Source organism: Microbulbifer hydrolyticus (assembly GCF_009931115.1).
In the GTDB taxonomy this organism is placed as follows: Bacteria; Pseudomonadota; Gammaproteobacteria; order Pseudomonadales; family Cellvibrionaceae; genus Microbulbifer; species Microbulbifer hydrolyticus.
The window spans coordinates 3996213-4019255 of the sequence record NZ_CP047491.1 but is presented as its reverse complement, the minus strand read 5'-3'; the positions used below and the strand labels follow the sequence as shown (position 1 = coordinate 4019255).

Annotated in this window: 22 protein-coding genes; 12 read left to right on the top strand and 10 right to left on the bottom strand. The window is 60.2% G+C overall.

Features of this window, described 5'->3' with window-relative positions; genetic code table 11:
- Positions 1–134 precede the first annotated feature (134 nt).
- Positions 135–2042, top strand: coding sequence for a DUF3604 domain-containing protein (locus GTQ55_RS16940; RefSeq protein ID WP_183946633.1), 1908 nt, complete (start codon positions 135–137; stop codon positions 2040–2042).
- Positions 2043–2066: 24 nt separating this feature from the next.
- On the opposite strand, the gene xerC is transcribed toward GTQ55_RS16940, so the two are convergent.
- The 5 genes from xerC to lptM are packed head-to-tail and all read right to left on the bottom strand — an operon-like array spanning position 2067 to position 6167.
- Positions 2067–2987 carry a tyrosine recombinase XerC gene (gene xerC / locus GTQ55_RS16935; RefSeq protein WP_161859788.1) on the bottom strand — a complete coding sequence of 307 codons (921 nt, stop codon included), beginning with the start codon at positions 2985–2987 and terminating at the stop codon, positions 2067–2069.
- Between the two features lie 3 nt (positions 2988–2990).
- Positions 2991–3752: a DUF484 family protein gene (locus tag GTQ55_RS16930; RefSeq protein ID WP_161859787.1), complete on the bottom strand. Its 762-nt coding sequence runs from the start codon at positions 3750–3752 to the stop codon at positions 2991–2993.
- A gap of 44 nt (positions 3753–3796) precedes the next feature.
- A complete protein-coding gene (gene dapF / locus GTQ55_RS16925; RefSeq protein WP_161859786.1) occupies positions 3797–4627 on the bottom strand; it encodes a diaminopimelate epimerase in 831 nt (276 codons plus the stop codon).
- Positions 4628–4641: 14 nt separating this feature from the next.
- Complete coding sequence (gene lysA / locus GTQ55_RS16920) at positions 4642–5895, bottom strand: diaminopimelate decarboxylase (RefSeq protein WP_161859785.1); 1254 nt, start codon at positions 5893–5895, stop codon at positions 4642–4644.
- Positions 5892–6167, bottom strand: coding sequence for an LPS translocon maturation chaperone LptM (gene lptM / locus GTQ55_RS16915; RefSeq protein ID WP_161859784.1), 276 nt, complete (start codon positions 6165–6167; stop codon positions 5892–5894). Before lptM ends, lysA begins: the two co-directional genes overlap by 4 nt.
- Positions 6168–6267: 100 nt before the next feature.
- Here lptM and cyaY point away from each other — a divergent pair, with 100 nt between their 5' ends.
- The 3 genes from cyaY to GTQ55_RS16900 all read left to right on the top strand — a co-directional run bounded on the left by cyaY (position 6268) and on the right by GTQ55_RS16900 (position 8019).
- Positions 6268–6612 (top strand): iron donor protein CyaY, encoded by a 345-nt coding sequence (gene cyaY, locus GTQ55_RS16910; RefSeq protein ID WP_161859783.1) that lies wholly within the window; start codon positions 6268–6270, stop codon positions 6610–6612.
- A 314-nt stretch (positions 6613–6926) separates the two neighbouring features.
- Positions 6927–7796 carry an SPFH domain-containing protein gene (locus GTQ55_RS16905; protein WP_183946635.1) on the top strand — a complete coding sequence of 290 codons (870 nt, stop codon included), beginning with the start codon at positions 6927–6929 and terminating at the stop codon, positions 7794–7796.
- A gap of 16 nt (positions 7797–7812) precedes the next feature.
- The gene (locus GTQ55_RS16900; protein WP_161859782.1) at positions 7813–8019 is read left to right on the top strand and encodes a type II toxin-antitoxin system antitoxin; all 207 of its coding nucleotides are present in this window, start codon (positions 7813–7815) and stop codon (positions 8017–8019) included.
- A 39-nt stretch (positions 8020–8058) separates the two neighbouring features.
- Here GTQ55_RS16900 and GTQ55_RS16895 read toward each other — a convergent pair whose 3' ends face one another.
- A complete protein-coding gene (locus tag GTQ55_RS16895; RefSeq protein WP_161859781.1) occupies positions 8059–9042 on the bottom strand; it encodes a glycerophosphodiester phosphodiesterase family protein in 984 nt (327 codons plus the stop codon).
- A 135-nt stretch (positions 9043–9177) separates the two neighbouring features.
- Positions 9178–10590, bottom strand: a complete 1413-nt coding sequence (gene argH, locus GTQ55_RS16890) for an argininosuccinate lyase (RefSeq protein WP_161859780.1) — start codon at positions 10588–10590, stop codon at positions 9178–9180.
- A 99-nt stretch (positions 10591–10689) separates the two neighbouring features.
- On the opposite strand from argH, the gene GTQ55_RS16885 reads away from it, so the two are divergent.
- Positions 10690–11892: a sensor histidine kinase gene (locus GTQ55_RS16885; protein WP_161859779.1), complete on the top strand. Its 1203-nt coding sequence runs from the start codon at positions 10690–10692 to the stop codon at positions 11890–11892.
- Positions 11889–12653 (top strand): LytR/AlgR family response regulator transcription factor, encoded by a 765-nt coding sequence (locus GTQ55_RS16880; protein WP_202620642.1) that lies wholly within the window; start codon positions 11889–11891, stop codon positions 12651–12653. Before GTQ55_RS16885 ends, GTQ55_RS16880 begins: the two co-directional genes overlap by 4 nt.
- Before the next feature lie 25 nt (positions 12654–12678).
- On the opposite strand, the gene GTQ55_RS16875 is transcribed toward GTQ55_RS16880, so the two are convergent.
- The 3 genes from GTQ55_RS16875 to GTQ55_RS16865 all read right to left on the bottom strand — a co-directional run bounded on the left by GTQ55_RS16875 (position 12679) and on the right by GTQ55_RS16865 (position 16654).
- Positions 12679–14370 carry an amidohydrolase gene (locus GTQ55_RS16875; RefSeq protein ID WP_161859778.1) on the bottom strand — a complete coding sequence of 564 codons (1692 nt, stop codon included), beginning with the start codon at positions 14368–14370 and terminating at the stop codon, positions 12679–12681.
- Between the two features lie 99 nt (positions 14371–14469).
- Positions 14470–15618, bottom strand: a complete 1149-nt coding sequence (locus GTQ55_RS16870) for a PilT/PilU family type 4a pilus ATPase (RefSeq protein WP_161859777.1) — start codon at positions 15616–15618, stop codon at positions 14470–14472.
- A gap of 1 nt (position 15619) precedes the next feature.
- Positions 15620–16654, bottom strand: a complete 1035-nt coding sequence (locus tag GTQ55_RS16865; RefSeq protein WP_161859776.1) for a type IV pilus twitching motility protein PilT — start codon at positions 16652–16654, stop codon at positions 15620–15622.
- Positions 16655–16735: 81 nt separating this feature from the next.
- Between GTQ55_RS16865 and GTQ55_RS16860 the strand changes: the two genes are divergently transcribed.
- From GTQ55_RS16860 to metW, 6 genes are all read left to right on the top strand, one after another.
- Positions 16736–17431: a YggS family pyridoxal phosphate-dependent enzyme gene (locus tag GTQ55_RS16860; protein WP_161859775.1), complete on the top strand. Its 696-nt coding sequence runs from the start codon at positions 16736–16738 to the stop codon at positions 17429–17431.
- Positions 17432–17457: 26 nt separating this feature from the next.
- Entirely contained in the window at positions 17458–18285 is an 828-nt protein-coding gene (gene proC / locus GTQ55_RS16855) for a pyrroline-5-carboxylate reductase (RefSeq protein WP_237567739.1), read from the top strand.
- An 11-nt stretch (positions 18286–18296) separates the two neighbouring features.
- A complete protein-coding gene (locus GTQ55_RS16850) occupies positions 18297–18902 on the top strand; it encodes a YggT family protein (protein ID WP_161859774.1) in 606 nt (201 codons plus the stop codon).
- A 200-nt stretch (positions 18903–19102) separates the two neighbouring features.
- Positions 19103–21070 (top strand): dynamin family protein, encoded by a 1968-nt coding sequence (locus tag GTQ55_RS16845; RefSeq protein ID WP_161859773.1) that lies wholly within the window; start codon positions 19103–19105, stop codon positions 21068–21070.
- A 133-nt stretch (positions 21071–21203) separates the two neighbouring features.
- Positions 21204–22427: a homoserine O-succinyltransferase MetX gene (metX, locus tag GTQ55_RS16840; RefSeq protein WP_161859772.1), complete on the top strand. Its 1224-nt coding sequence runs from the start codon at positions 21204–21206 to the stop codon at positions 22425–22427.
- Positions 22427–23017 (top strand): methionine biosynthesis protein MetW, encoded by a 591-nt coding sequence (gene metW / locus GTQ55_RS16835; RefSeq protein ID WP_161860232.1) that lies wholly within the window; start codon positions 22427–22429, stop codon positions 23015–23017. The genes metX and metW overlap by 1 nt, the downstream gene beginning before the upstream one ends.
- The last annotated feature ends 26 nt before the right edge of the window (positions 23018–23043 follow it).

The window sequence follows — 23043 nt, the reverse complement described above, 5'->3', positions numbered from 1 at the left end:
CTATGTACTGAAACCCGGTTCTGACACAGGTGTATTTGTGTCGAACCGGGTTTTTTATTGTGCGCTAGGCCAGGCCCGGCGGTAGTCTAGAATTTACTCCATTAACCGAAAGCAATGTGAGCATGGAAAGCGTAATGCGAACAGGATGGGGTGGAACCTTTACACTGGTGATTCTTTTCTGGATCGCTCTACTAACGGCGATGGGCAGCGTGGCGCAGGATGCGCCACAAGAAGCACCGCCGCCGGATGTCGATTATTCCCCGTATCCCGAGCAAAGCTTTCCCAATCGCGTTTTCTTCGGCGACACCCACCTGCATACCAGCTATTCAACCGATGCGGGTATGTTCGGCAATACGCTCGATCCAGACGCCGCTTACCGTTTCGCCAAGGGGGAAACGGTCACATCGAGCACCGGTGTGCGTGCCCGCTTGCAGCGCCCCCTGGACTTTCTTGTGGTTGCCGACCATGCGGAGAACCTGGGCTTGTCGCCCCTGATTACTGAATCCGACAAGCGTCTGCTGGCGAACAAATGGGGAAAGCAGGTGCACGATCTCACCAAAGCGGGAAAAGCAGGGGAAGCTTATGCCATGTGGGGCGCGCAAGTCTCAGAGCGCGATGACCCTCTGAGCGGTATCGAAGGTTTGCTCGATTCGATGTGGAAGCGGATAACCGGTTTTGCAGAAAAACATAACACGCCGGGGCTGTTTACCGCCTTTATCGGTTATGAGTGGACCTCCACTCCCGCTGGCAGCAACCTGCACCGCAACCTGATTTTTCGCGATGGAAAGCAAAAGGCCGATCAAGTCGTTCCCATGTCTGCCTATGACTCGGAAGATCCGGAAGACCTCTGGCAGTGGATGGCCAATTACGAAAAGAAGACTGGCGGTAAAATTCTGGCGATTCCGCACAATGGCAACCTCTCCAATGGGCTGATGTTCGATCGGGTCACTTTGACCAAGCGTGAGCCATTGGATAAAAGCTATGCCGAGCGCCGCAGTCGTTGGGAGCCACTGTATGAGGTAACCCAGATAAAGGGCACGGGTGAGACACATCCGATGCTGTCGCCAAACGACGAGTTTGCCGACTACGAAATCTGGGACCGCGGTAGTTTTGCGGCTATAAAAACCGAAGAAATGATTCCCCGGGAATACGCGCGCGAAGCGCTCAAGCAGGGGCTGGCGGATACGGTGGAGCTGGGGGCCAACCCGTACAAGTTCGGCATGATTGGCAGTACCGACTCTCACACGTCACTCGCCACCACCGCAGAAGACAATTTCTTCGGCAAGGCAACGGTGGTCGAGCCGAGTGCTAACGAGATACGGTTCGAGGAAAAAATTACCGGCTACCAGCCCGACCCCAAGGGGCGTGATTATGCAATTCGCCACTATGAGGCCAGCGCCTCCGGTCTCGCTGCCGTGTGGGCGCGGGAAAATACACGCGAGGCGCTGTGGGATGCGATGGCGCGCAAGGAGGTATACGCCACCACTGGAACGCGCATGGTTGTGCGGGTGTTTGCTGGGTACGACTTTACCGAAAACGATCTGTCCCGATCCGATTTTGCCCGCTATGGATACGAGAAAGGCGTGCCCATGGGTGGGGATCTGAGCCGGTCGGACACGGCGCCGGCGTTTCTGGTGCGGGCGCTACGTGACCCCGACGGCGCGAATCTCGATCGTATCCAGATCGTCAAGGGTTGGCGGAGCGCCGATGGCAAGCTGCACGAAAAAGTGTACGACGTTGCGGTTTCCGGTGGGCGCAAAATCGGTGCCGATGGTCGTGCGCGCAAACCCGTGGGCAATACCGTGGATGTAAAAGCCGCCTCCTACAACAACAGTATTGGTGCGCCCTTTCTGCAGGCACACTGGAAGGATCCTGACTTCAAAAGCGATCAACACGCCTTTTATTACGTAAGGGTGCTGGAGATTCCTACCCCCCGGTGGACCACATATGACGCGAAATATTTTGGTGTGAAGTTGCCGGATGGGGTTCCCACCACCATTCAGGAGCGGGCCTATTCATCGCCGGTCTGGTATACGCCATAGTCAGGGGACCGGCGCGAGTTCGGACTAATCCTTCTTCCGCGCCCGCGGGTGGGCCTTGTCGTAGACCCGGCTGAGGTGCTGGAAATCCAGGTGGGTGTAGATCTGGGTGGTGCTGATGTCCGCGTGCCCCAGTAGCTCCTGCACCGCGCGCAGGTCACCGCTGGATTCGAGCATATGGCTGGCGAAAGAGTGGCGCAGCATGTGCGGGTGCACCCGCTGGTCGGCGCCACCGGCGCGGGCCCAATGGGCCAGGCGTTGCTGTACCGCGCGGTTGCCAAGACGGCGACCTTTGGCGCTGGTAAATACCGGGTCTGCACCCAGTGCGTCGGCGATGGCTGAAGGCGCGTGGCGACGCCAGTCTTCCAGTGCGCGGCGCGCGTGCCGCCCCACCGGCAACACCCGGGTCTTGTTGCCTTTACCGGTCACCCGGACTTCCCCGCCGCGCAGGTCGAGGTCTTCCCAGTTGAGCCCGGTCAATTCAGACAGGCGCAGGCCGCTGCTGTAAAACAGTTCGAGTATCGCGGCGTCGCGCAGGGTCAGCAGGTCATCCCCGCCGTCTGCGCCCGTTCCCCGCGGGCTTTCCACGAACTGCGCGGCGGCGTCCACATCGAGCAGCTTGGGCAGTGTTTTGGCCGCCTTGGGCGCCCGCAGTCCCTCCGCGACATTCGCTTTCAGCCAGCCCTCGCGCACGCAGAAGCGCAGCAGGGTGCGCACGGCGGAGAGCCAGCGTTGCAGGCTTTTCGGGGACAGGCCGCCACGGTGCAGGCGCGCCAGCCAACTGCGAAGGCGCATCTCATCGAGGGTGTGGAGTTCAGCCAGCTGTTCCTCGTCCGCCAGCTGTTGCAGCTTGTCGAGGTCGCGGCGGTAGGCGGCCTGAGTGTGGGGCGAGAGGTTTTTCTGCTGCAGGTGCAGCAGGAACGCATCCGTCGCTGCAGCCAGCTGCATCGGTCAGCTCCGTACCAGCAGGTTGGGCAGCAGCCGTTCGAGGATTTCGCCGATGTAGGACAAAAACAGGGTGTCCAGGCTGGAGCGGTAGTGGTTGGGGTCACTGGAGCCCACGGCGAGGACACCCAGCTGGTCGGCGAGGGGCACCACCGCCGCGGAGGCGACCCTGTCGGCGTGCTTGCCGAACAGGTAGGCAGTTTCCGTCGGGCGCAGGGTGCCGCACACGGTGCGCCCGTTGCGCAGGATAGAGCCAATCGCGGTCTCGGCACTGGTACGGGCGCTGCTGCGTACATCGCCGAGCTGCTTGCCGGAACCGGGCAGCGGCCCGAACAGGGTCAGCGCGGTGACCTCTACCTTGAAGTCTTGTTTGAAGCTTTTCAGCAGGGCGTCACCGGCTTCTGCCACGGTGCGTGCTTCCAGCAGCGCCAGTACCAGGCGGCGGCTGTGCAGGAACAGCTGATCATTTTCCCGTGCATTCTGCAGCAGCTGGTCCAGCCGCTGGCGCATTTCGATATTGCGCTCGCGCAGCAGGTTGGTCTGGTGCGTCATCAGTGACACCGTCTTGCCGGACTCCCTGGGTAGCTGGATGTTTTCCAGCAGCTCCATGTTCTCGGCAAAAAAGGTGGGGTTCTGGATCAGGTAGCGGGCCACCTGCCGCGACAGCAGTTTTCTGTTGCGCTGGTTTTCGTTGTCACTGGCTTGCTGCTTTTCCAGGCTGGCCTCGACGGCACTGTCGATCAGGGGGGCGTCGCTGTGTTCGGTCATTGTTATATTCGGTTGCTTCCGGCTTGGGTTTCCGGGATGGTTTCTCAGAGTGCTATCTGTCCGTGATATACCGCCGTGGCGGGTCCGGTCATGGTAACCGGCTCTCCGGGCCCGGGCCAGTGGATTGTCAGGGTGCCGCCGGGGAGGGTGATGTGCAGCTCCTCGTCCACCAGGCCGCGCAGGCGTGCCGAGACCATGGCCGCACAGGCACCGGTGCCACAGGCGCGGGTCTCGCCCACGCCGCGTTCAAAAACACGCAGACGCGCGCGATCGCGCGCTTCGATCTGCAGAAAGCCGACATTTACCTTGGCGGGAAAGCGCGGGTGGCGCTCGATAATTGCGCCGAGAGTCTCCACCGGGGCCTTCAATACATCCTCGACCAGTAGCACCGCGTGCGGATTACCCATGGAGACGGCGCCGATGTTATAGGTTTCGCCATCCACTTCCAGCGGATAGGTTTCGGCCTGGATGTCGGCCTCAAAGGGAATCTTTGCGGGCTCCAGCACCGGCTCACCCATGTCCACGCTAACCTGGTCCGCGCCCTGAATATTCAGTTTCAGGGTCCCCGCCGCAGTTTCGACGAGAATATGTTCCTTGCTGGTGAGGCGGCGGTCGCGCACAAAGCGGGCGAAACAGCGCGCGCCGTTGCCGCAATTCTCCACCTCGCTGCCGTCGGCATTGTAGATGCGGTAGCGGAAATCCGCTTCCGGGTCCCGCGGCGCTTCCACCAGCAACAGCTGATCGCACCCGATGCCGATATGGCGGTCGGCGATCTGGCGGACTTTCTCCGGTGACAGCTTCACCCGCTGGGTGATGCCGTCGACCATCACGAAGTCGTTGCCGAGGCCGTGCATTTTGGTGAATTTGAGGCGCATGGCTTTGTGTTCCGTCAGTCCTTGGTTGGCACCGTGGATTCACCACGCACCAGATCCGTGAAGCTTTCCCGCGCCCGTACAAGGTAGGTCTTGTCGCCGTCCACCAGTACTTCGGCTGCGCGGGTGCGCGAATTGTAATTGGAGCTCATGGTAAAACCATACGCGCCGGCAGAGAGCATCGCCAGCAACTGTCCCTGTTCAAGTGCCAGCGGGCGGTGCTTGCCGAGGAAGTCCCCGGTCTCGCACACCGGGCCGACGATGTCCCAGCTCTCGGGAGCGGCATTGGACGGCGTGACCGCCACGATATCCTGCCACGCCTGGTACAGCGCAGGGCGCAGGTTGTCGTTCATCGCCGCGTCGACGATGGCGAAGTTGTGGTCTTCGGTGTGCTTCAGGTATTCCACCCGGGTCAGCAGCGCGCCGCCGTTGGCGGAAATGGAGCGGCCGGGTTCCAGCACCAGGGCCAGGTTGCGCCCCTCGAGTTTTTCTTTCACGGCTCCCAGGTAGTCGCTCACCTCCGGCGGTTCTTCACCACGATAGCGCACGCCGAGGCCGCCGCCCAGATCCAGGTGCTGCAATACGGTGCCGCTTTCCGCGAGCTGGTCGATCAACAGCAGCAGCCGGTCGAGTGCATCGAGGAACGGGTTGATTTCGGTAAGCTGCGAGCCGATATGGCAATCCACACCGACGGCCTCGAGGCTGCTGGAGGCTGCCACCTTTTTATACACGTCGGGCGCACGCTCGATGGCGATACCGAATTTGTTTTCTTTCAGCCCGGTGGAAATGTACGGGTGGGTCTTGGCATCCACGTCCGGGTTTACCCGCAGGGACACCGGGGCCACGGTACCCATTTCCGCGGCAACGGACTCGAGCCGCTCCAGCTCCGATTCGGATTCCACATTGAAACAGTGCACGCCGACTTCCAGCGCGCGGCGCATTTCGTCAGCGGTCTTGCCCACACCGGAGAAGACCACTTTGGCGGGATCGCCGCCGGCCATCAGAACTCGCTCGAGTTCACCGGCAGAAACGATGTCAAAGCCCGCCCCCAGTTGCGCCAGCACGGACAGGACACCCAGGTTGCTGTTGGCCTTGATGGCGTAGCAGACCATGCCGGGGTGATCGCCCAGGGCGTCCGCATAGGCCCGGTACTGGCGCTCGAAATGGGCACGGCTGTATACATAAGTCGGGGTGCCGAACTGTTCGGCAATCTGTTCCAGGCTGACGCCCTCGGCCCACAGGCTTCCCTGCTGGTAGTGGAAATCGTTCATTTGAATACTGCTTCTGCTTCCGTGTGTTGCTCCGGGTTTGCCCGGTTTGAATTTTTGTCTGCCTGTGCCGGCTGGTCTTTCTCGCCGGTTTCCGTCTGCGGCTGGCCGGTGGTGGCCGCGGGCGGCTGGCTGCTGGCGCCGCGGGCGGGAACACTCGAGGGGGTCGGCGCAGCCGGGTCCTGCGGCAGGTACAGCGGGCCTTTCTGGCCACAGCCGGTCAGTGCACCGGCGAGGGTGAGTGACAGTACCAGGGGAGTGGTCGGTATACGCATCGGGTTTCCTGCCGCACAACGCGGTACGAGAAGACTGGAAAAGCCTGCTAGTATAGCGACCCAAGCCTTATTGCAACACCGTAACAGTAGTAACGAGATTATGACCCAGACAGCCTCAAATGCTGCCTACAACGCCGCAATCGAAGAAACCCTGATCGCTATCGAGGATGCGCTCGATGAGTGCGACGTGGACATGGATTATGAACGCGCGGATTCGGTGCTGACGATTACCCTGGAGGACAACGGTACCCAGGTAATTCTGTCGCGCCAGAGTGCGGTGCAGGAGCTGTGGGTAGCGGCGCGCTCGGGGGGCTTTCACCTGAGTTTCCAACCTTCTGGAGAAAGAGCGGGGTGGAAGTGCTCCACCACCGGGGAGGATCTGCCGACGCTGCTGGATCGCGTATTGACCGAGCAGCAGGGGAGTGCCGTTTCCCTCGGGCTTTGATCGCCCGCACTGTGTGACGGGCCCTGGGCCCGTTCCCGTCCCCAGATTTCCGCCGCCCGGCGGGACACTTCTATCTATCGCTGTTTGGCCGAACGCTTTGGTCGACGGCTTCGATTTCCCCATTGCCACTTCTTCGCCACCAGGGCTGGCGCTAACCGTGCGATTGCGCCCGCGGCGGCTGTATTGGGCGCCATGACTGCACAGCTTTATGCCGACTCGGGTTGACTCTGTGATCACATGACGCTAATTTGATATCAAAGTGATGTCACTATGTCGAAGCGGACAACACGGATATGGAGAACATGGAGATGACAATGATCAAGGAAAAACGCGCATTCACCGTGAGCGGCTATGGGATGCTGGTGGTACTTCTGCTGCTGCAACTGTTCACCGCCGGTATGCTGGTGCGGAGTCTGATGGCGACGCAATTCTTTGCGGTGCCGTTGTGGGCGGTGGCGTTTGTGATCGTCACATTCTGCTGGCACGGCCTGTTCATGGTGGCGCCCAATCAGGGAAAGATCCTGCAACTTTTCGGTAAATACGTGGGTACTGAACACACCACCGGGCTGCGCTGGACCAACCCGCTGATTTTCAAGCGCACGCCCATTTCACTGCGGGTGCGCAATTTCGAGAGCGGCAAGCTCAAGGTCAACGATGCCAACGGCAACCCGATTGAGATCGCCACGGTGGTGGTCTGGAAGGTGGTAGACTCGGCGGAAGCCTACTTTGAAGTGGACGACTACGAGAGTTTCGTCACCATCCAGAGCGAGGCGGCGCTGCGCAATGTGGCCAATGAACATCCTTACGATAACCACAGTGAGGAGGCGATTTCCCTGCGCGGCGACCCTGTCAGTATTGCGGAAAAAATTCGCGATCAGGTACAGGAGCGGTTGGGTCGCGCCGGTATTCAGGTGATCGAGGCGCGTATCAGCCACCTGGCCTATGCGCCGGAAATAGCCCAGGCCATGTTGCGCAAGCAGCAGGCCGGTGCGGTACTGGCGGCGCGCAAGCTGATTGTGCAGGGCGCGGTGGAGATGGTCACCGATGCGATTGCCACGCTGGCGGAGTCCCACGCACTGGAACTGGATGAAGAGCGCAAGGCGAATATGGTCAACAACCTGATGGTGGTCATCTGTGGCGAACAGCAGGCGCAGCCGGTGATCAACAGCGGCAGTCTCTACTGATCCCCCTCTTATACTCATGGCAAAAAAGAAAGCGTTTCCACTGAGAATCAACGAGCAGGTGCTGGCGGCAATGCAGCGCTGGGCGGACGACGACCTGCGCAGCCTGAATGCGCAGATCGAATATGTGCTGCGCGATGCACTGGTACAGTCTGGTCGGGTGAAGCTGGTGCAGAAGGTGGTGACGGAGGTTCAGGAGAAAGACGGGGACTCCGGAGAGTCCTGAATGGGTGAATAGATTTCGCGTCGACTCTGGGTGCACAGTCTACTTTTCGGTTCCGAATTTCGTTTTTGCAAGTGGGCCTATCACTTCGATTTTCTCTACCCACAGCGCCCCGCGATAATCCCCCGGCAGAAAATCCAGATCGTGGGGTTTGTAAATGCCGTGCATGCCACGCCCACGCCCGGCAAAATCCAGCTCCATTACCAGTGCGCCGGCGTCGTCCATGCGCTGCATAAATCGATCCGGCCAGCCCCACAGCGCCCACTGCCAGGTATTCGGTGCAACCACGGCGCCGTTGCGGCAGGCGTCCGGCACGTATCCGGTCCATCCCAGTAACAGGTAGCGGTAGCTACAGTTTTTTACGCTCTCACGGCTGAAGCTCCACACGTCCGGGCGCAGTTCGCGCATCTTTTCCATCACCCTTTCGCTGCCATACACCATGAGCGGGCCGCTCGGCGGCAGTTGCCGTTGGCGCAGGTATTTATCCAGCTGTACGGCCTCTTTGGGGCGACCACTTTTAATGTTGATCAGAAACCGTTTGCCGGGAAATGTCCGATATACCTCTTCCAGTGTCGGCATCAGCCCAATGCCCTTGCCCCTGAACGGAAAGGTGTTGCCGCCATCCGGGGTGTAGCCATAGCCGATATCCAGCGTCTTGAGGTAGCTCATCGGGTGATCGCGGGTGGTGCCTTTGCCCTCGGTGCGGCAATCCAGGGTCCAGTCGTGGAATACGGCAAATTCGCCATCGGTGGTGGGGTGCACATCGATCTCGACGATATCTGCTCCATAGTCGAAGGCCGCCTGCATGGAGGCGAGGGTATTTTCCAGGTATTCGTGCTCGGGTTCGTAAACGCGGATCGCGGTGCAATCGTCGCGCCCAAGGTTTTTGCGGTCGTAGGTCTGGTAAACGCCGCGATGGGATATCAATGTTGGTTTTCCGCTACGTTTCTCTGCGAGCCAGGAGGCGTTGGTGAGGTAGATGGCAATGACGAAGGCGGTGATGCCGAGCATCAGGTATTTGCGCATGGCTGGACTCTCCCTGCGTTTGGTCTTTTTTGGTTTGGAGGGAGTCTAGCGGGTCACGGAAATCGGAAAGTGGCAGCCGGCGGGAGGAATTATGACGAATTATGGCAGCGGGCCTTGCGGCCCGCCGATGGGATATTAGCGGGACGCAATCAGCTTGCGCGCGCGCTCACACGCCGCGCGCACCTGGTTCGGCGCGGTGCCACCGATATGGTCGCGGGCGGCCACGGAGCCCTCGAGCGTCAACACGTCGAACACGTCATCGCCGATCGTGTCGGAGAACTTCTGCAGTTCCGCGAGGCTCAGGTCGGCGAGGTCGCAGTCCTTGTCGATGGCGAAGGCCACGGACTGGCCGACGATCTCGTGGGCATCGCGGAAGGCCACGCCCTTGCGCACCAGGTAGTCGGCGAGGTCGGTGGCGGTGGAGAAGCCCTTGCCGGCGGCGGCGAGCATGTTTTCTTTCTTCGGCTTCAATGCCGGGGCCATGTCGGCGAAGGCGCGCAGGCAGTCGAGTGCGGTGTCGGCGGCATCGTACAGCGGCTCCTTGTCTTCCTGATTGTCCTTGTTGTAGGCCAGCGGCTGGCTCTTCATCAGGGTGAGCAGGGCGATCAGGTGGCCGTTGACACGGCCGGTCTTGCCGCGCACCAGTTCCGGCACGTCCGGGTTTTTCTTTTGCGGCATGATCGAGGAACCGGTACAGAAACGGTCCGGCAGGTCGATAAAGTTGAACTGGCTGGAGGTCCACAGCACCAGCTCCTCGCTGGCGCGACTCAGGTGGGTCAGCAGCAGCGCCGCGAAGGCGCAGAACTCGATGGCGAAGTCGCGGTCACTCACAGAGTCCAGCGAGTTCTCGGTGGGGGCATCGAAGCCCAGCAGTTCCGCGGTGCGCGCGCGGTTGATCGGGTAGCTGGTACCGGCCAGGGCCGCGGCGCCCAGGGGCGAGCGGTTGACGCGCTTGCGGCAGTCCATCAGGCGCTCGTAGTCGCGGGTCAGCATCTCGTTCCAGGCCAGCAGGTGATGGCCGAAGGTGACCGGCTGTGCACTCTGCAGGTGGGTGAAACCGGGCATGATGGTGTCGGCTTCTCTCTCGGCAAGGTCCACCAGACCGGTCTGCAGGCGGGTCAGCTCGGCGGCAATCAGGTCGATGCGGTTGCGCAGCCACAGGCGGATATCGGTTGCCACCTGGTCGTTGCGCGAGCGGCCGGTGTGCAGCTTCTTGCCGGTGGCGCCGATACGCTGGGTCAGGCGCGCCTCGATGTTCATGTGCACATCTTCGAGCTCCACCGACCACGGGAATTCGCCGGCCTGGATCTCTTCGGCGATGTCCTTGAGGCCGCCCTCGATCTGTTGGAACTCGTCTGCGGTCAGCACGCCCACTTCCGACAGCATCTGCGCGTGGGCCAGGGAGCCCTGGATGTCTTCCAGTGCCATACGCTGGTCGAACATCACCGAGGCGGTAAAGCGCTCCACGAACGCATCGGTGGCTTCACTGAAGCGGCCGCCCCAGAGCTTGGCTGCGGGATTGTTTGCGGAGGAGTTATCGTTGCTCATGCTGCCTCTGGTCGAATATGGGTTGGGATATGGAAGTCGATCCGGGATGGCGGTATCTTCACTGTCTCAAGAGCGGAACCAGAATAAAGATAACGTGGTATGACATCTTCCCGGCCCGCGCAAGCGGCGGGCATTATAGCGCAGCAAATTCGTGAAATTGCCCCCGGGGGCAAAGATTCTGCGCGTCCAGAGAATGCCCCCTTCCTGCCGGACCTCTGCAGCGTGACCAGTGTCGCCGTGCTGGTGCTGATGGGCGAGCTGCTGGCACTGGTACTGGTGCTGGCCACCGATGGGCTCAACCCGTTCAACTGGCAGCGCCTGGGGCTGGTGTCTCTCACGGTACAGTGGGCGATCCTGCCGTCTGCCGCCATCCTGTGCCGGCTGCGCCCACGGCTCGCCCGCGGCTCGCACAAAGTTGCCGCCGCACTGAGCTACACCACGGTGCTTGTGGTGCTCGCGTGCGTGTTGCTGGTGCAGCACTGGTGGCTGGCCGATATGGCGGGTACCGCGATCGATTACTGGACACTGCTGGCCAACCTGCTGGTGGGCGCGATTTGTGCGGGTGTGGTACTGCGCTATGCGTACGTGCAGCAACAATTACACAACCAGCAAAAGGCGGAACTGGGCGCGCGTATCGAAGCGCTGCAATCACGCATTCGCCCGCACTTCCTGTTCAACAGTATGAACAGCCTCGCCAGCCTGATTGCGGTGGATGCGGAGCGCGCGGAAAAGCTGGTGGAAGATCTTTCGGCATTATTCCGCGCTTCACTCGCGGACTCGAAAATGGTGCCGCTTGAGCAGGAAGTTTCGCTGGCGAAACACTACTTGGAAATAGAATCCCTTCGTCTCGGTGATCGGCTGCAAACCTCGTGGCATATCGGCGACCTGTCAGAGCAGGCGCAACTGCCTTCCATGCTGTTGCAGCCATTACTGGAAAATGCGGTGCTGCACGGAGTGGCGCGTTTGCGCGGCGGCGGCGAGATAGAAATTGCGATCCGTCAGGAGCTGGCTGGTCGTCAAAATGTCATTGGCAGTCGCACACGCGAACTGCTATTGTCGATTCATAATCCTGTTGCAGATTTTGAGACGGAAAATAACCGCAATGCCCACGTTGGCAACGGTATGGCGATGGAAAATATTCGCCAGCGTCTCGCAGCGTTTTACGGCGATCGTTTTCGCTTCAGTGCGGAGATACGCGACGGAAAATACCGCGTGGAAATGCGGCTGCCGTTAAACGCCGGGGCGGAAACCAGAACAACTGAGCCAGTAACAGCACCAGCAGCTGCGGAGGTGGCCCAATGAGCGCCGCTGAACGTCCACTGGGGGTGCTTGTCGTCGACGACGAGCCACTGGCGCGGGCCAGACTGGCCCGACAGTTGCAGTCTATTGATGGTTGCCAACTGCTGGGAGAAGCTGCCGATGGGGAAAGCGCATTACAACAGCTGGATTCACTCGACCCGGACCTGTTGTTATTGGATATCGAAATGCCCGGAGAAAACGGGCTCCAACTCGCGACCCAGATCACCAACCGACCCAACCCGCCTGCGATCATTTTCTGCACCGCCCACGACGAGTTTGCGCTCCCTGCCTTTGCGGTTGCTCCATCGGGTTACCTGCTCAAGCCCGTCAGTGTGGAACAGCTGGCACAGGCGATTGCCCAGGCGAGAAGACTGAGCAAGCCGCAGCGGCAAATTCTGCACGCGGAAGCCCCTCGCACATCACACGCCGGTGGCCGCCGCCAGATAAAGGCGGTGAGCCGCCGCGGTGTGCAGCTATTGGATGTGGATGACATCCGCTGCTTTGTCGCCGAAGACAAGTACGTCATCGCCCACCACAGTGGCGGTGAGACCGTACTCGACGAGTCCCTGAAAGAACTGGAAGCGGAGTTTGGCGAGCGCTTTGTGCGCGTGCACCGCAGCGCCATTGTGGCCGTCGAATACATTACCGGGCTGCAAAAACACAGCGGGGGCTATGTGGTGACACTGAGTGGCACGGCACAGACGCCCCCGGTTTCACGCCGCTTGCAGGGCAACATCAAATCCCTGCTGGAAGAGATGGCCTAGGGGCGCAAGGTCCCGCAAAGGAACGCTAGTCGCGCCCGCCAATCATCGATCGCACCACTTGAATGTCGCGCCACCGGGCCACTGGTGTCTGCAGTGGGTTGCGATCCACAATCACCAAATCTGCCCACTTGCCGGTTTCCAGGCTGCCGATCTCTTTTTCCATTCCCAGCTGCCAGGCACCATTGATGGTCATCGCGCGCAGGGCCTGAATCGGGGTCAGCGCCTCGTCGGCGCCCAGCACGGTACCTGTGCGGGTGCTGCGGGTAATGGCTGTTTGCATCAGACTGAAAGGGTCTGCCGGGAACATCGGGCTATCCGCATGCAGGGTGGGGTGCATGCCCAGTTCAAACGCGGTTTTCACCGGCAGCACACTCTGCGCTCGCTGCGCGCCCAGTAACTGCCCGTTCAGCGCATCACCATAGTAGTAGAGATGGTTGATATGGAAGCTGGGGGTCACGCCGAGTTTGTTCAGCGCGGGCAGCTGGGATTTTTTCAGCAGCAGACCGTGTTCAAGCCGGTGGCGGCGGGCAATAAACTGCTGGCGGCCGGCCGGTGACAGGCTGTCGAATTCTTTTTCGAGAATCTGCAGAAACTCACGCGCGGCGCGGTCGCCCTGCACGTGGGTTGCAGTTTGCCAGCCGCGCTGGTGGTGCGCATGGAGCTGTGCACGAAATTCCCCGGCGCCAATGACCGGCTCGCCGTGGCTGCCGTGGGCAATACCCAGTTGCTTACTGAGGTCGCTGTCTTGGTAGGGTTGGTCCACCACCATACTGCCGCTGTACGGGGAGCCGTCATACCAGAACTTTGCCCCGAGCACGCGGAAATAATCGCTCTCCTTTTTCGGAGAACCTTCCAGCCTGGTGAGGTTCTCCCCGCGATAATAGAAAAACTGACGAATGCGGGGCTGCAGATCATCGCTGGATGCCCACTTCGCCAGCCACGCGGGTACATTGAACCCCAGTGAGGCGACGCTGGTATAGCCGGCACTGCGCAGGTCATCCAGCTCCGCTTCATAGGCTGCGGTGACCTTCAGCGGATTTTTATGCGACGCAATAAACGGCTCCAGCGCGGGCTTCTCCACCAGTATGCCATTGAGGCGTCCATTTTCATCCCGTCCATAGTAAGAACCCTCGCCGGGCACTGGAGAGCTCTCGTCAATTTCCATGGCGCTCAGCGCTGCGGAGTTCACCCATGCGGTGTGCATGCTCTGGGCGAGAATGAACAGCGGATTGTCTGGCGCAATCTGGTCCAGCTGACTGCGCGTGGGCATTGCCAACCCGGCCAGCAGTACCGGGTCCAGGCCCTTGGCATAAATCCATTCGCCGGCTGGCGTCTGGGCTACCTCCGCCTCCAGTGCGCGCCACGCCTCTGCAGCTGTGCCGTGGGTAAAACCACTCAGGTCGAGAAAATTCCGAAACACCGCGCTGATCGCCGGGTGTTCATGGGCGGCGATAAATCCGGGCAGCAGAGTCTTTCCATCGAGGTCGACTACATCGGTGTCGTCAGTGATGAGCGCCTGTATCTCGGCGTCAGTCCCCACCGCTAAAATCTTTCCATCGGTTGTGGCGAGCGCGCTTGCCGTAGAATTTTTTTCGTCCAGCGTAAGAATGTTGCCGTTGACGAAGATACGGTCTGCGTAGCTGGAATCGTTGCAGCCAATGAATAGCGAAGCCACTGCGATGACGAATGCTATTTCTTGAAGTTTCTTGATCAACATGTGTCTCAGGTTTTGATTGAGGCAGGCATACGCGTAAAGCAGAAATAAAAAAGGGCGGAGCACTTTGTGCCCAGCCCTTGCGTCACAATCATTGATCGATCAGTAAATCTGCGGACCGCCGCCACTATCGGTATCGCTGGCGAGGCTCAGTTCGTCGGCGGCGCTGTTGAGGTACTCGGCGTCGGATTCGGACTTGAGCTTGATCATCAGGCGCAGGTCGTTGGCGGAGTCGGCGTGGGCGAGGGCGTCTTCGTAGGTGATTTCGCCGCGGTCGTAGAGTTCGTACAGTGCCTGGTCAAAGGTCTGCATGCCCTGTTCGGTGGAGCGTTTCATCAGCTCCTTCATTTTGTGCACCTCGCCCTTGCGGATCAGGTCCGACATCAGCGGGGTGTTGATCATGATTTCGAGACAGGCACGGCGGCCGTCGCCGTCCGGCGTGGGTACCAGCTGCTGCGCGACCATGGCCTGGAGGTTGAGGGACAGGTCCATCCACAGTTGCTGGTGACGGTCAGCGGGGAAGAAGTGGATGATCCGGTCCAGCGCCTGGTTGGCGTTGTTGGCGTGCAGGGTACACAGGCACAGGTGGCCGGTTTCGGCGAAGGCGATGGCGTGGTCCATGGTCTCGCGGGAGCGCACCTCACCAATGAGGATAACGTCGGGCGCCTGACGCAGGGTGTTTTTCAGTGCGGTCTCAAACGATTCGGTGTCGAGGCCGACCTCACGCTGGGTCACGATACAGCCGCGGTGCTGGTGAATGAATTCGATCGGGTCTTCGATGGAGATGATGTGACCCTTCGAGTTTTCATTGCGGTGGCCAATCATGGAAGCGAGCGAGGTGGATTTACCGGTACCGGTCGCGCCCACAAAAATGATCAGGCCGCGCTTGGTCATGGCCAGTTCTTTCAGCTGCTCGGGCAGGCCGAGTCCGTCGATGGTCGGGATCTTGGTCTCGATCCGACGCAGCACCATGCCGACCAGGTTGCGCTGGAAGAAGGCGGATACCCGGAAGCGGCCAACGTTGCGCACGGAGATAGCGAAGTTGAGCTCCTTGTTCTCGGCGAACTCTTTCTTCTGACGGTCGTTCATGATGCTGACGACCATTTCCCGGGCTTTTTCCGGGGTCAGAGGCGAGGTGCTGACAGGGGCGATCTTGCCGTGGAGCTTGATGGAGGCGGGCACACCGGCGGTGATGAACAGGTCGGACGCGCCTTTCTCGGTGACCAATTGTAGGAGTCGTTCGATTTCCATTTTAGAAATTCTCCGGCATTTTCGCTTTTTCGCGCGCTACTTCTCGGCTGATGATGCGTTTTTCCACCAGGTCCTGCAGGCATTGGTCCATGGTCTGCATGCCCACACTGGCCCCGGTCTGGATGGCGGAGTACATCTGCGCGATCTTGTCTTCGCGGATGAGGTTCCGGATGGCCGGGGTGCCGCGCATGATTTCGTGGGCGGCCACACGGCCACCGCCGTTGCGCTTGAGCAGGGTCTGCGAGATTACTGCCTGCAGGGATTCCGACAACATGGAGCGCACCATGGCTTTTTCCTGCGCCGGGAACACGTCGACAACACGGTCGATGGTTTTGGCCGCGGAGGTGGTGTGCAGGGTACCGAATACCAGGTGACCGGTTTCCGCGGCGGTCAGCGCCAGACGGATGGTCTCGAGGTCCCGCATCTCACCCACGAGGATGATGTCCGGGTCTTCACGCAGTGCCGAGCGCAGTGCTTCGGAGAAGCCGTGGGTGTCGCGGTGGACTTCCCGCTGGTTGACCAGGCACTTCTTGGATTCGTGCACGAATTCGATCGGGTCTTCGACCGTGAGGATGTGCTCGTACTTGTTGTCGTTGATGTAGTCGATCATTGCCGCGAGGCTGGTGGACTTACCGGAACCGGTAGGGCCGGTCACCAGAACCAGGCCGCGGGGGGTGTCGGAGATCTGCTTGAACACCTGGCCCATCCCCAGGTCTTCCATGGTGAGTACCTTGGAGGGAATGGTCCGGAATACGGCGCCGGCGCCGCGGTTGTGGTTGAACGCGTTCACACGAAAGCGCGCCACGCCCGGGACTTCGAAGGAGAAGTCGGTCTCGAGGAACTCTTCGTAGTCCTTGCGCTGCTTGTCGTTCATGATCTCGTAGATCAGGCCGTGAACCTGCTTGTGCTCCATCGGAGGCAGGTTGATGCGGCGCACGTCGCCGTCTACCCGGATCATCGGGGGCAGACCTGCCGAGAGGTGCAAGTCCGAGGCGTTTTGCTTGGCGCTGAAGGCGAGGAGTTCTGTAATGTCCATACTGCTACCTTATTGTTCTGATATGACGTGCGGGCAATGAGCGCATAGAATGCCCGCCGAGCAAAAGTTGGGTCCCAGTATATGCGCAAAGGGTCGATCGCCGAAAACCTCAATTCCGTTGCTGAGCGGATTGTCACAGCCTGTCGCAGTTGTGACCGACAAGCCGATTCCGTCACGCTGCTGGCGGTATCCAAAACGCGCCCGGCCGCGGACCTGCGGGTGGCGTATGACGCGGGGCAGCGCCATTTTGGTGAAAACTACCTGCAGGAGGCGCTGGACAAGCAGGCCGAGCTGCGGGATTGCGACATCATCTGGCACTTCATCGGGCCCCTGCAGTCCAACAAAACCCGGGATGTGGCGGGGCACTTTCACTGGATGCACACGGTGGAACGGCTAAAAATCGCCCGTCGCCTGTCGGAACAGCGCCCGGCGGACATGCCGCCGCTGAACCTGTGCCTGCAGGTGAATATTGACGGAGAGGACAGTAAATCCGGTGTCACTCCGGAAAAACTGCCGGAGCTGGCCGCCGCGGTGGCGGCGCTGCCGAACCTGACTTTACGCGGGTTGATGGCGATTCCCGCGCCCCGTGGGGCGAATGACGACCAGCGTACACCTTTTATACAGCTGGCCAGGCTGCTCGAAGAACTGAAAGCACAGCTGCCGGATCAGCCCCTGGATACACTGTCCATGGGAATGTCCGGCGATATGGAGGCGGCGATTTTCAGCGGCGCCACGATCGTACGCATCGGCACCGATATCTTTGGTGCCAGAAAATAACTTCCTGAACAGAACCCGAGGACTGCATGTCTGATCAAAAAATGGTCTTTATCGGCGGTGCCGGCAATATGGCCGGTGCGGTGATCGGCGGTATGGTGGCCAGCGGCTACCCTGTGGATAAGATCGTCGCCACTGGCCGCAACCAGGACAAGCTCAAGGATTTCTGCAGCCGCACCGGCGTGCACGGCAGCACCGACAACCTGGCGGCGATCCAGAATGCAGATGTCGTCGTACTCTCGGTAAAGCCGCAGGTCATGAAGGCGCTGTGCGAAACCATCGCCAGTGAAGTGAGTGCCCGCAAACCCCTGGTGATCACACTGGCGGCAGGCATTCCGCTCGCGGCTTACCAGCGCTGGCTGGGGCCGGGCGTCCCCATCGTGCGCGCCATGCCCAATACCCCGGCGCTGGTAGGTACCGGTGTTACCGGTCTGTATGCGGGCGAGGGGGTGACCAATGAACACAAGTCCGTTGCCACGCAGATGGCGGATGCGGTGGGTATCGCGCAGTGGGTGGAAGCGGAATCGGGCATTGACCAGGTTATTGCTGTATCCGGCTCCGGCCCGGCGTACTATTTTCAGTTTATGGAATCCATGATCGACGCGGCGGAGAAGGCCGGCATGGATCGCGCCGACGCCGAGCGTCTTACCTTGCAAACCGCACTGGGCGCGGCGAAACTTGCGGTGGCGGCGGATGTGGATGTGGCGCAACTGAAACGCAACGTCATGTCTCCCAATGGCACCACCGAGCGGGCGATCAAACGCTTTCAGGAGGGCGGGCTGCCGCAACTGGTGGAGCAGGCCATGGGTGATTGTGCCGCGCGTGCGGCCGAGATGGCTAAAGAACTCGATAAATAAAAGGACTCTTGATGGTCAACACCTTCAGTAATATCGGCGTTTTCATTCTCGCCACCATCGGCATTCTGTTCCTGTTTGCGGTGCTACTGCGTTTTCTGATGCAGGTTGGGCGGGCAGACTTTTACAACCCGCTATCCCAGGGCATCGTCAAGGTCACCAATCCCTTCCTGCGCCCACTGCGAAAAATTGTGCCGGGCCTGTTTGGCATCGACATGGCCTCCCTGGTCCTTGCCCTGCTGGTGGGGTGGGTGATGATTATCGGAGCGGGCTTTCTCGCCGGAGCGGGCTTGCTGAATCCCCTGAGCGCGCTGTTGTGGTCGCTGCTCGGTGTGCTGATGACGCTGATCGCCATCCTGTTTGTGGGTATGCTGATTTCCATTGTGGTCAGCTGGGTTGCGCCGCAGAGCACCCATCCGGCGCTGATGCTGTTGCGGCAGGTGCTGGAGCCGGTCTACGCACCGGTGCGCAAGATCATCCCGCCGCTGGGGGTGATCGATATCAGCCCAATCTTTGTATTTATTCTGCTCACGGTTGCCGACAAGCTACTGGTGGGTTTTGCGCAAAGCGCCCATATGCCGCAACTGGTGTACAACCTGTTCTGGCACATCCCCTTTTAATGCAATGCCGGGAGCCGCGTTCGTCGGCTCCCAAGCTGACTTAGCTGTCAGTCTCTCTCCTTCTCGCCCCGCAAATACTGCCTGGCCCCTACCCAGTTCGCGAAACTCTGCGAACAGGCTTTAACTTGCTGCCTGCATGCAGGAAAATGCTCCGCAACTCTGTAAATGTCCCTAGCTGTAAACAATAAGAACCCCAAAAAATGGAAGATGTGACCTTGCGCCAGCATATTGCCGACTACGACCGTTGGAAAAAGGGGCTTGATGGCCAGTTGAATTACTTCAACTCCTGGCTGGAGGAGCACTTTCCCAATTCCGCTGGTGCGCGCCAGGTTGTCCAGCAGGCACGCCAGTTACTGGTGGAAGACCAGTTTACCGTGGCCCTTGTGGGCGAGTTCTCCCGGGGCAAAACCGAGCTGATCAATGCACTGCTGTCGCACACGTACGGCAAGCGTCTGCTGCCTTCGCGCCCGGGCCGCACCACCATGTGTCCAACGGAAATTTTCAGTGACGGTTCGGCGCAGGCTTCCGTGCGCCTGCTGCCGATCGAGACCCTGGCGACCAATACCAGCCTCGAGAGTTTTCGCCGCATTCCGCAGAAGTGGGTCAATTTTGACTTCGACCCGGACGATGCCGAAGCCACCCGCAATGCCCTGATGAAGGTCGCCGACAGCAAAGCCGTGACCCCGGAAGAGGCCGCGCGCTACGGCTTCGATCGTCGTCACCTGGATGCCAACGGCAACCTGGTACAGATCCCGGCGTGGCGCTATGCGCTGATTTCACTACCGCACCCGCTGCTGGCGCAGGGGCTGCGCATCATCGATACCCCCGGGCTGAATGCCCTCGGTAACGAGCCGGAACTGACCCTATCCACACTGCCCAGTGCCCAGGCTGTGGCTTTCCTGCTGTCTGCCGATGCCGGTGTCAGTGGGACTGACCTGAATATGTGGGAGACCCACCTGGTGCCGCTGAAAGAGCATCGCGGCACTGCGGTGATGGCGTTGCTGAACAAGATCGACGTGCTGTGGGATGACCCGGACGAAGACGCCGAGCAGATGCTGCGCAAGATGCGCGCCGAGGTGAGCAAGCTGTTAGACCTTCCACAGGAAAACGTAGTGGGCGTATCCGCGAAAAAAGCATTGCTGGCCCGCGCCGAGCGCGATCCGGTGCTGCTGCAGCAGAGCTGTTTTGGTGAGTTTGAAAAGCTGCTGGTGCAACGTCTGATGGAGCATCGCGACAAGGTGGCCAATCATCGCTCACTGCATCAGGCGCTGACGCTCATGGCGGACACCCGCGATTTGCTCAAGCGCCGCCTGAACAGCGGCCGCTCCACACTTGAGCACCTGAAGCGCCACGGTGCGACCAGTCCGGAGCAGGTCGAGGAGCTGAAGCAGTTGCATCAAACCGCCAAGGAGCAGCACAAGTTCTGCCACCAGGAATTGCTCACCCTGAAGTCCAGCCAGCGCATGCTTGCTCGTCAGCGCGCCTCACTGCTGGCTCCGGTTTCCAGCCAGCAACTGCAGCAGCTCATCGACGAGACCCGTCGCGCACTGAACGAGCGTTGGTCCCCTCTCGGCCTGGCCCGCGCCATCGATGGATTTATGGGCGGCGTGGAACACCAGCTGGCGAACCTTGAGCGCGAAGTGGATCAGGCAAACCGTCTGGTGGATGCCATCTACGACCGCTCCACGCTGAACAACATCATTTCCGCCGAGCAACACCTGGATATTGCCGGCTTCCGCGCTGCGCTGCGCGGCCTGCATCGCCAGGCTGCGCAACTGCGCCGCTCGCCCCAGTTGCTGCTGGCCCGGCGCAACCGCCTGACCGAGCGCTTTGTGGCGACGCTGGCGAACGAGGTAGGGCGCATGTACAGCCAGATGATCTCCGCGGTGGATGGCTGGCTTGATTCCGTACTCGAGCCGTTGCGGCAGCATGTGCAGTACCAGAAGCACCTGCTAAACCGCCATTTGATCAAGCTCACCGAGCTGAAGCAGAAAACCCAGAGCAAGCGCACCGACCTGCGCGCGCTGGAAGAGGAGCTGGTGCGCAACCACAACGCGTTGGGAGGGCTGGAAGATCTGCTCAAGCAGACCCAGGCCGCGCCCCAGCCGATTCCACCCGCGCCGGTCGCCAATAACGTGACCCCACTGAAGGCGCCCGCTACGTCGTAGTGGTTTGCCAGGGCAGTGGGGGCGATCCCCGCTGTCCACTCCTGCGCATTAAATCGCTTTAGGGGTAATGGGGTCACTGCGGTGTACTCCCGCCCCTACCTTTCGTAAACTTGGCGCCCCGCCCAGCAACCACATGCGAAAGATTTTGACCACGGAAGCGCAAACTCCCAGTTCAGGAAAGCCGGCAGGACTGCCGGCAAACTCGGTCGGTATCGTCGAGCCCCAGAGCCACACTTTCCCCGGGCCCTTCAAACTGGCCTGCGGTCGGGTGCTGGATGAATATACGCTGGTGTATGAAACCTACGGCACCCTCAACGCCGACAAGAATAACGGCGTGCTTATCTGTCACGCGCTCTCTGGCCATCACCACGCCGCCGGATATCACAGCGAAGATGACAAGCGGCCCGGCTGGTGGGATCACTATATTGGTCCCGGCAAGCCGATCGATACCAACAAGTTTTTTGTGGTTGCCCTGAACAACCTTGGCGGTTGTCACGGTTCTACCGGCCCTACATCGATCAATCCACAGACGGACAAGCCCTGGGGCCCGGACTTTCCGCCGCTGCGCGCGCGCGACTGGGTGCACAGCCAGGCTCAGCTGGCCGACCATTTGGGCATCCGGCAGTGGGCCGCCGTGGTGGGCGGCAGTCTTGGGGGTATGCAGGCCATGCGCTGGGCGCTGGAATATCCGGATCGATTGCGCCACTGCGTGGTGATTGCATCGGCGATGAAGCTGTCTGCGCAGAATATCGCGTTTAACGAGACCGCCCGCCAGGCCATCACCTCCGACCCGGACTTCCGCGACGGACGCTATCTGGAAGAGGAAACCCTGCCGCGCCATGGCCTGGCCGTGGCACGGATGATCGGACACATCACCTACCTTTCCGATGATGGCCTGGGCAAGAAGTTTGGCCGCGAGTTGCGCTCCGGTACCTTCAAGCAGGGTGTGGAGGAGCTGGTTGAGTTTCAGGTACAGAGTTACCTGCGCTATCAGGGCGATACCTTTTCCAGCAGTTTTGATCCCAACACGTATATCCTGATGACGCGCGCGCTGGATTATTTCGATCTGGCCCGCGAGTACGATGATGATCCGGTAAAAGCGTTTTCCAATGCCCGCTGCAAGTTCCTGCTGGTGTCGTTCACCTCGGACTGGCGCTTTGCCCCGGAGCGCTCCCGTGAGATTGCCGACGCGCTGATGCACGCGAACCTCCCGGTGAGCTATGCGGAGGTGGAGTCGCCCATGGGGCACGATGCTTTCCTGCTGCCCAATGCGCGTTACGAAAACCTGTTTTCCGCATATATGAACAATGTCGCCAGCGAGAAAAGCAGCAAGCGCGAAAATGAGGTGGCGGCATGATTCGTAAAGACCTCGATATTATTCACAACTGGATTGCGCCCGAGACGCGGGTGCTCGACCTTGGTTGTGGCGATGGTGCATTGCTGGAAAGGCTGTCCAAAGAAAAACAGGTCGGCGGTTATGGCCTGGAAATCGACCCGGACCAGATCCAGAAGTGTATCGAGCGCGGGGTCAATGTTGTTGAGCAGAACCTCGACAACGGCCTGAAAAATTTCGCCGACCAGAGCTTCGATACCGTGGTGATGACACAGGCCCTGCAGACGCTGCGCTTCCCGCATCTGGTGGTGGAGGAGATGCTGCGTGTGGGGCGTGAGTGCATTATCACCTTTCCCAACTTTGGCCAGTGGAAGGCGCGCTGGCACCTGGCGGTTTCCGGGCGTATGCCGGTATCCGACTTATTACCATACGAATGGTACGACACACCCAATATTCACTTTTGTACTTTCAAAGACTTTGAGGTGCTCTGTCGGCAACACGGCTGGCAAATCCTGCACCGTCAGGTAGTCTCTGAATCCCCGGTTTCAGGGGTTTTGAAGGATTTCTTGCCGAATCTTTTTGGAGAAACGGCGATTTACCATCTGACTCGCTAATATTAGAGGCAGAAAGTTGTTAAACG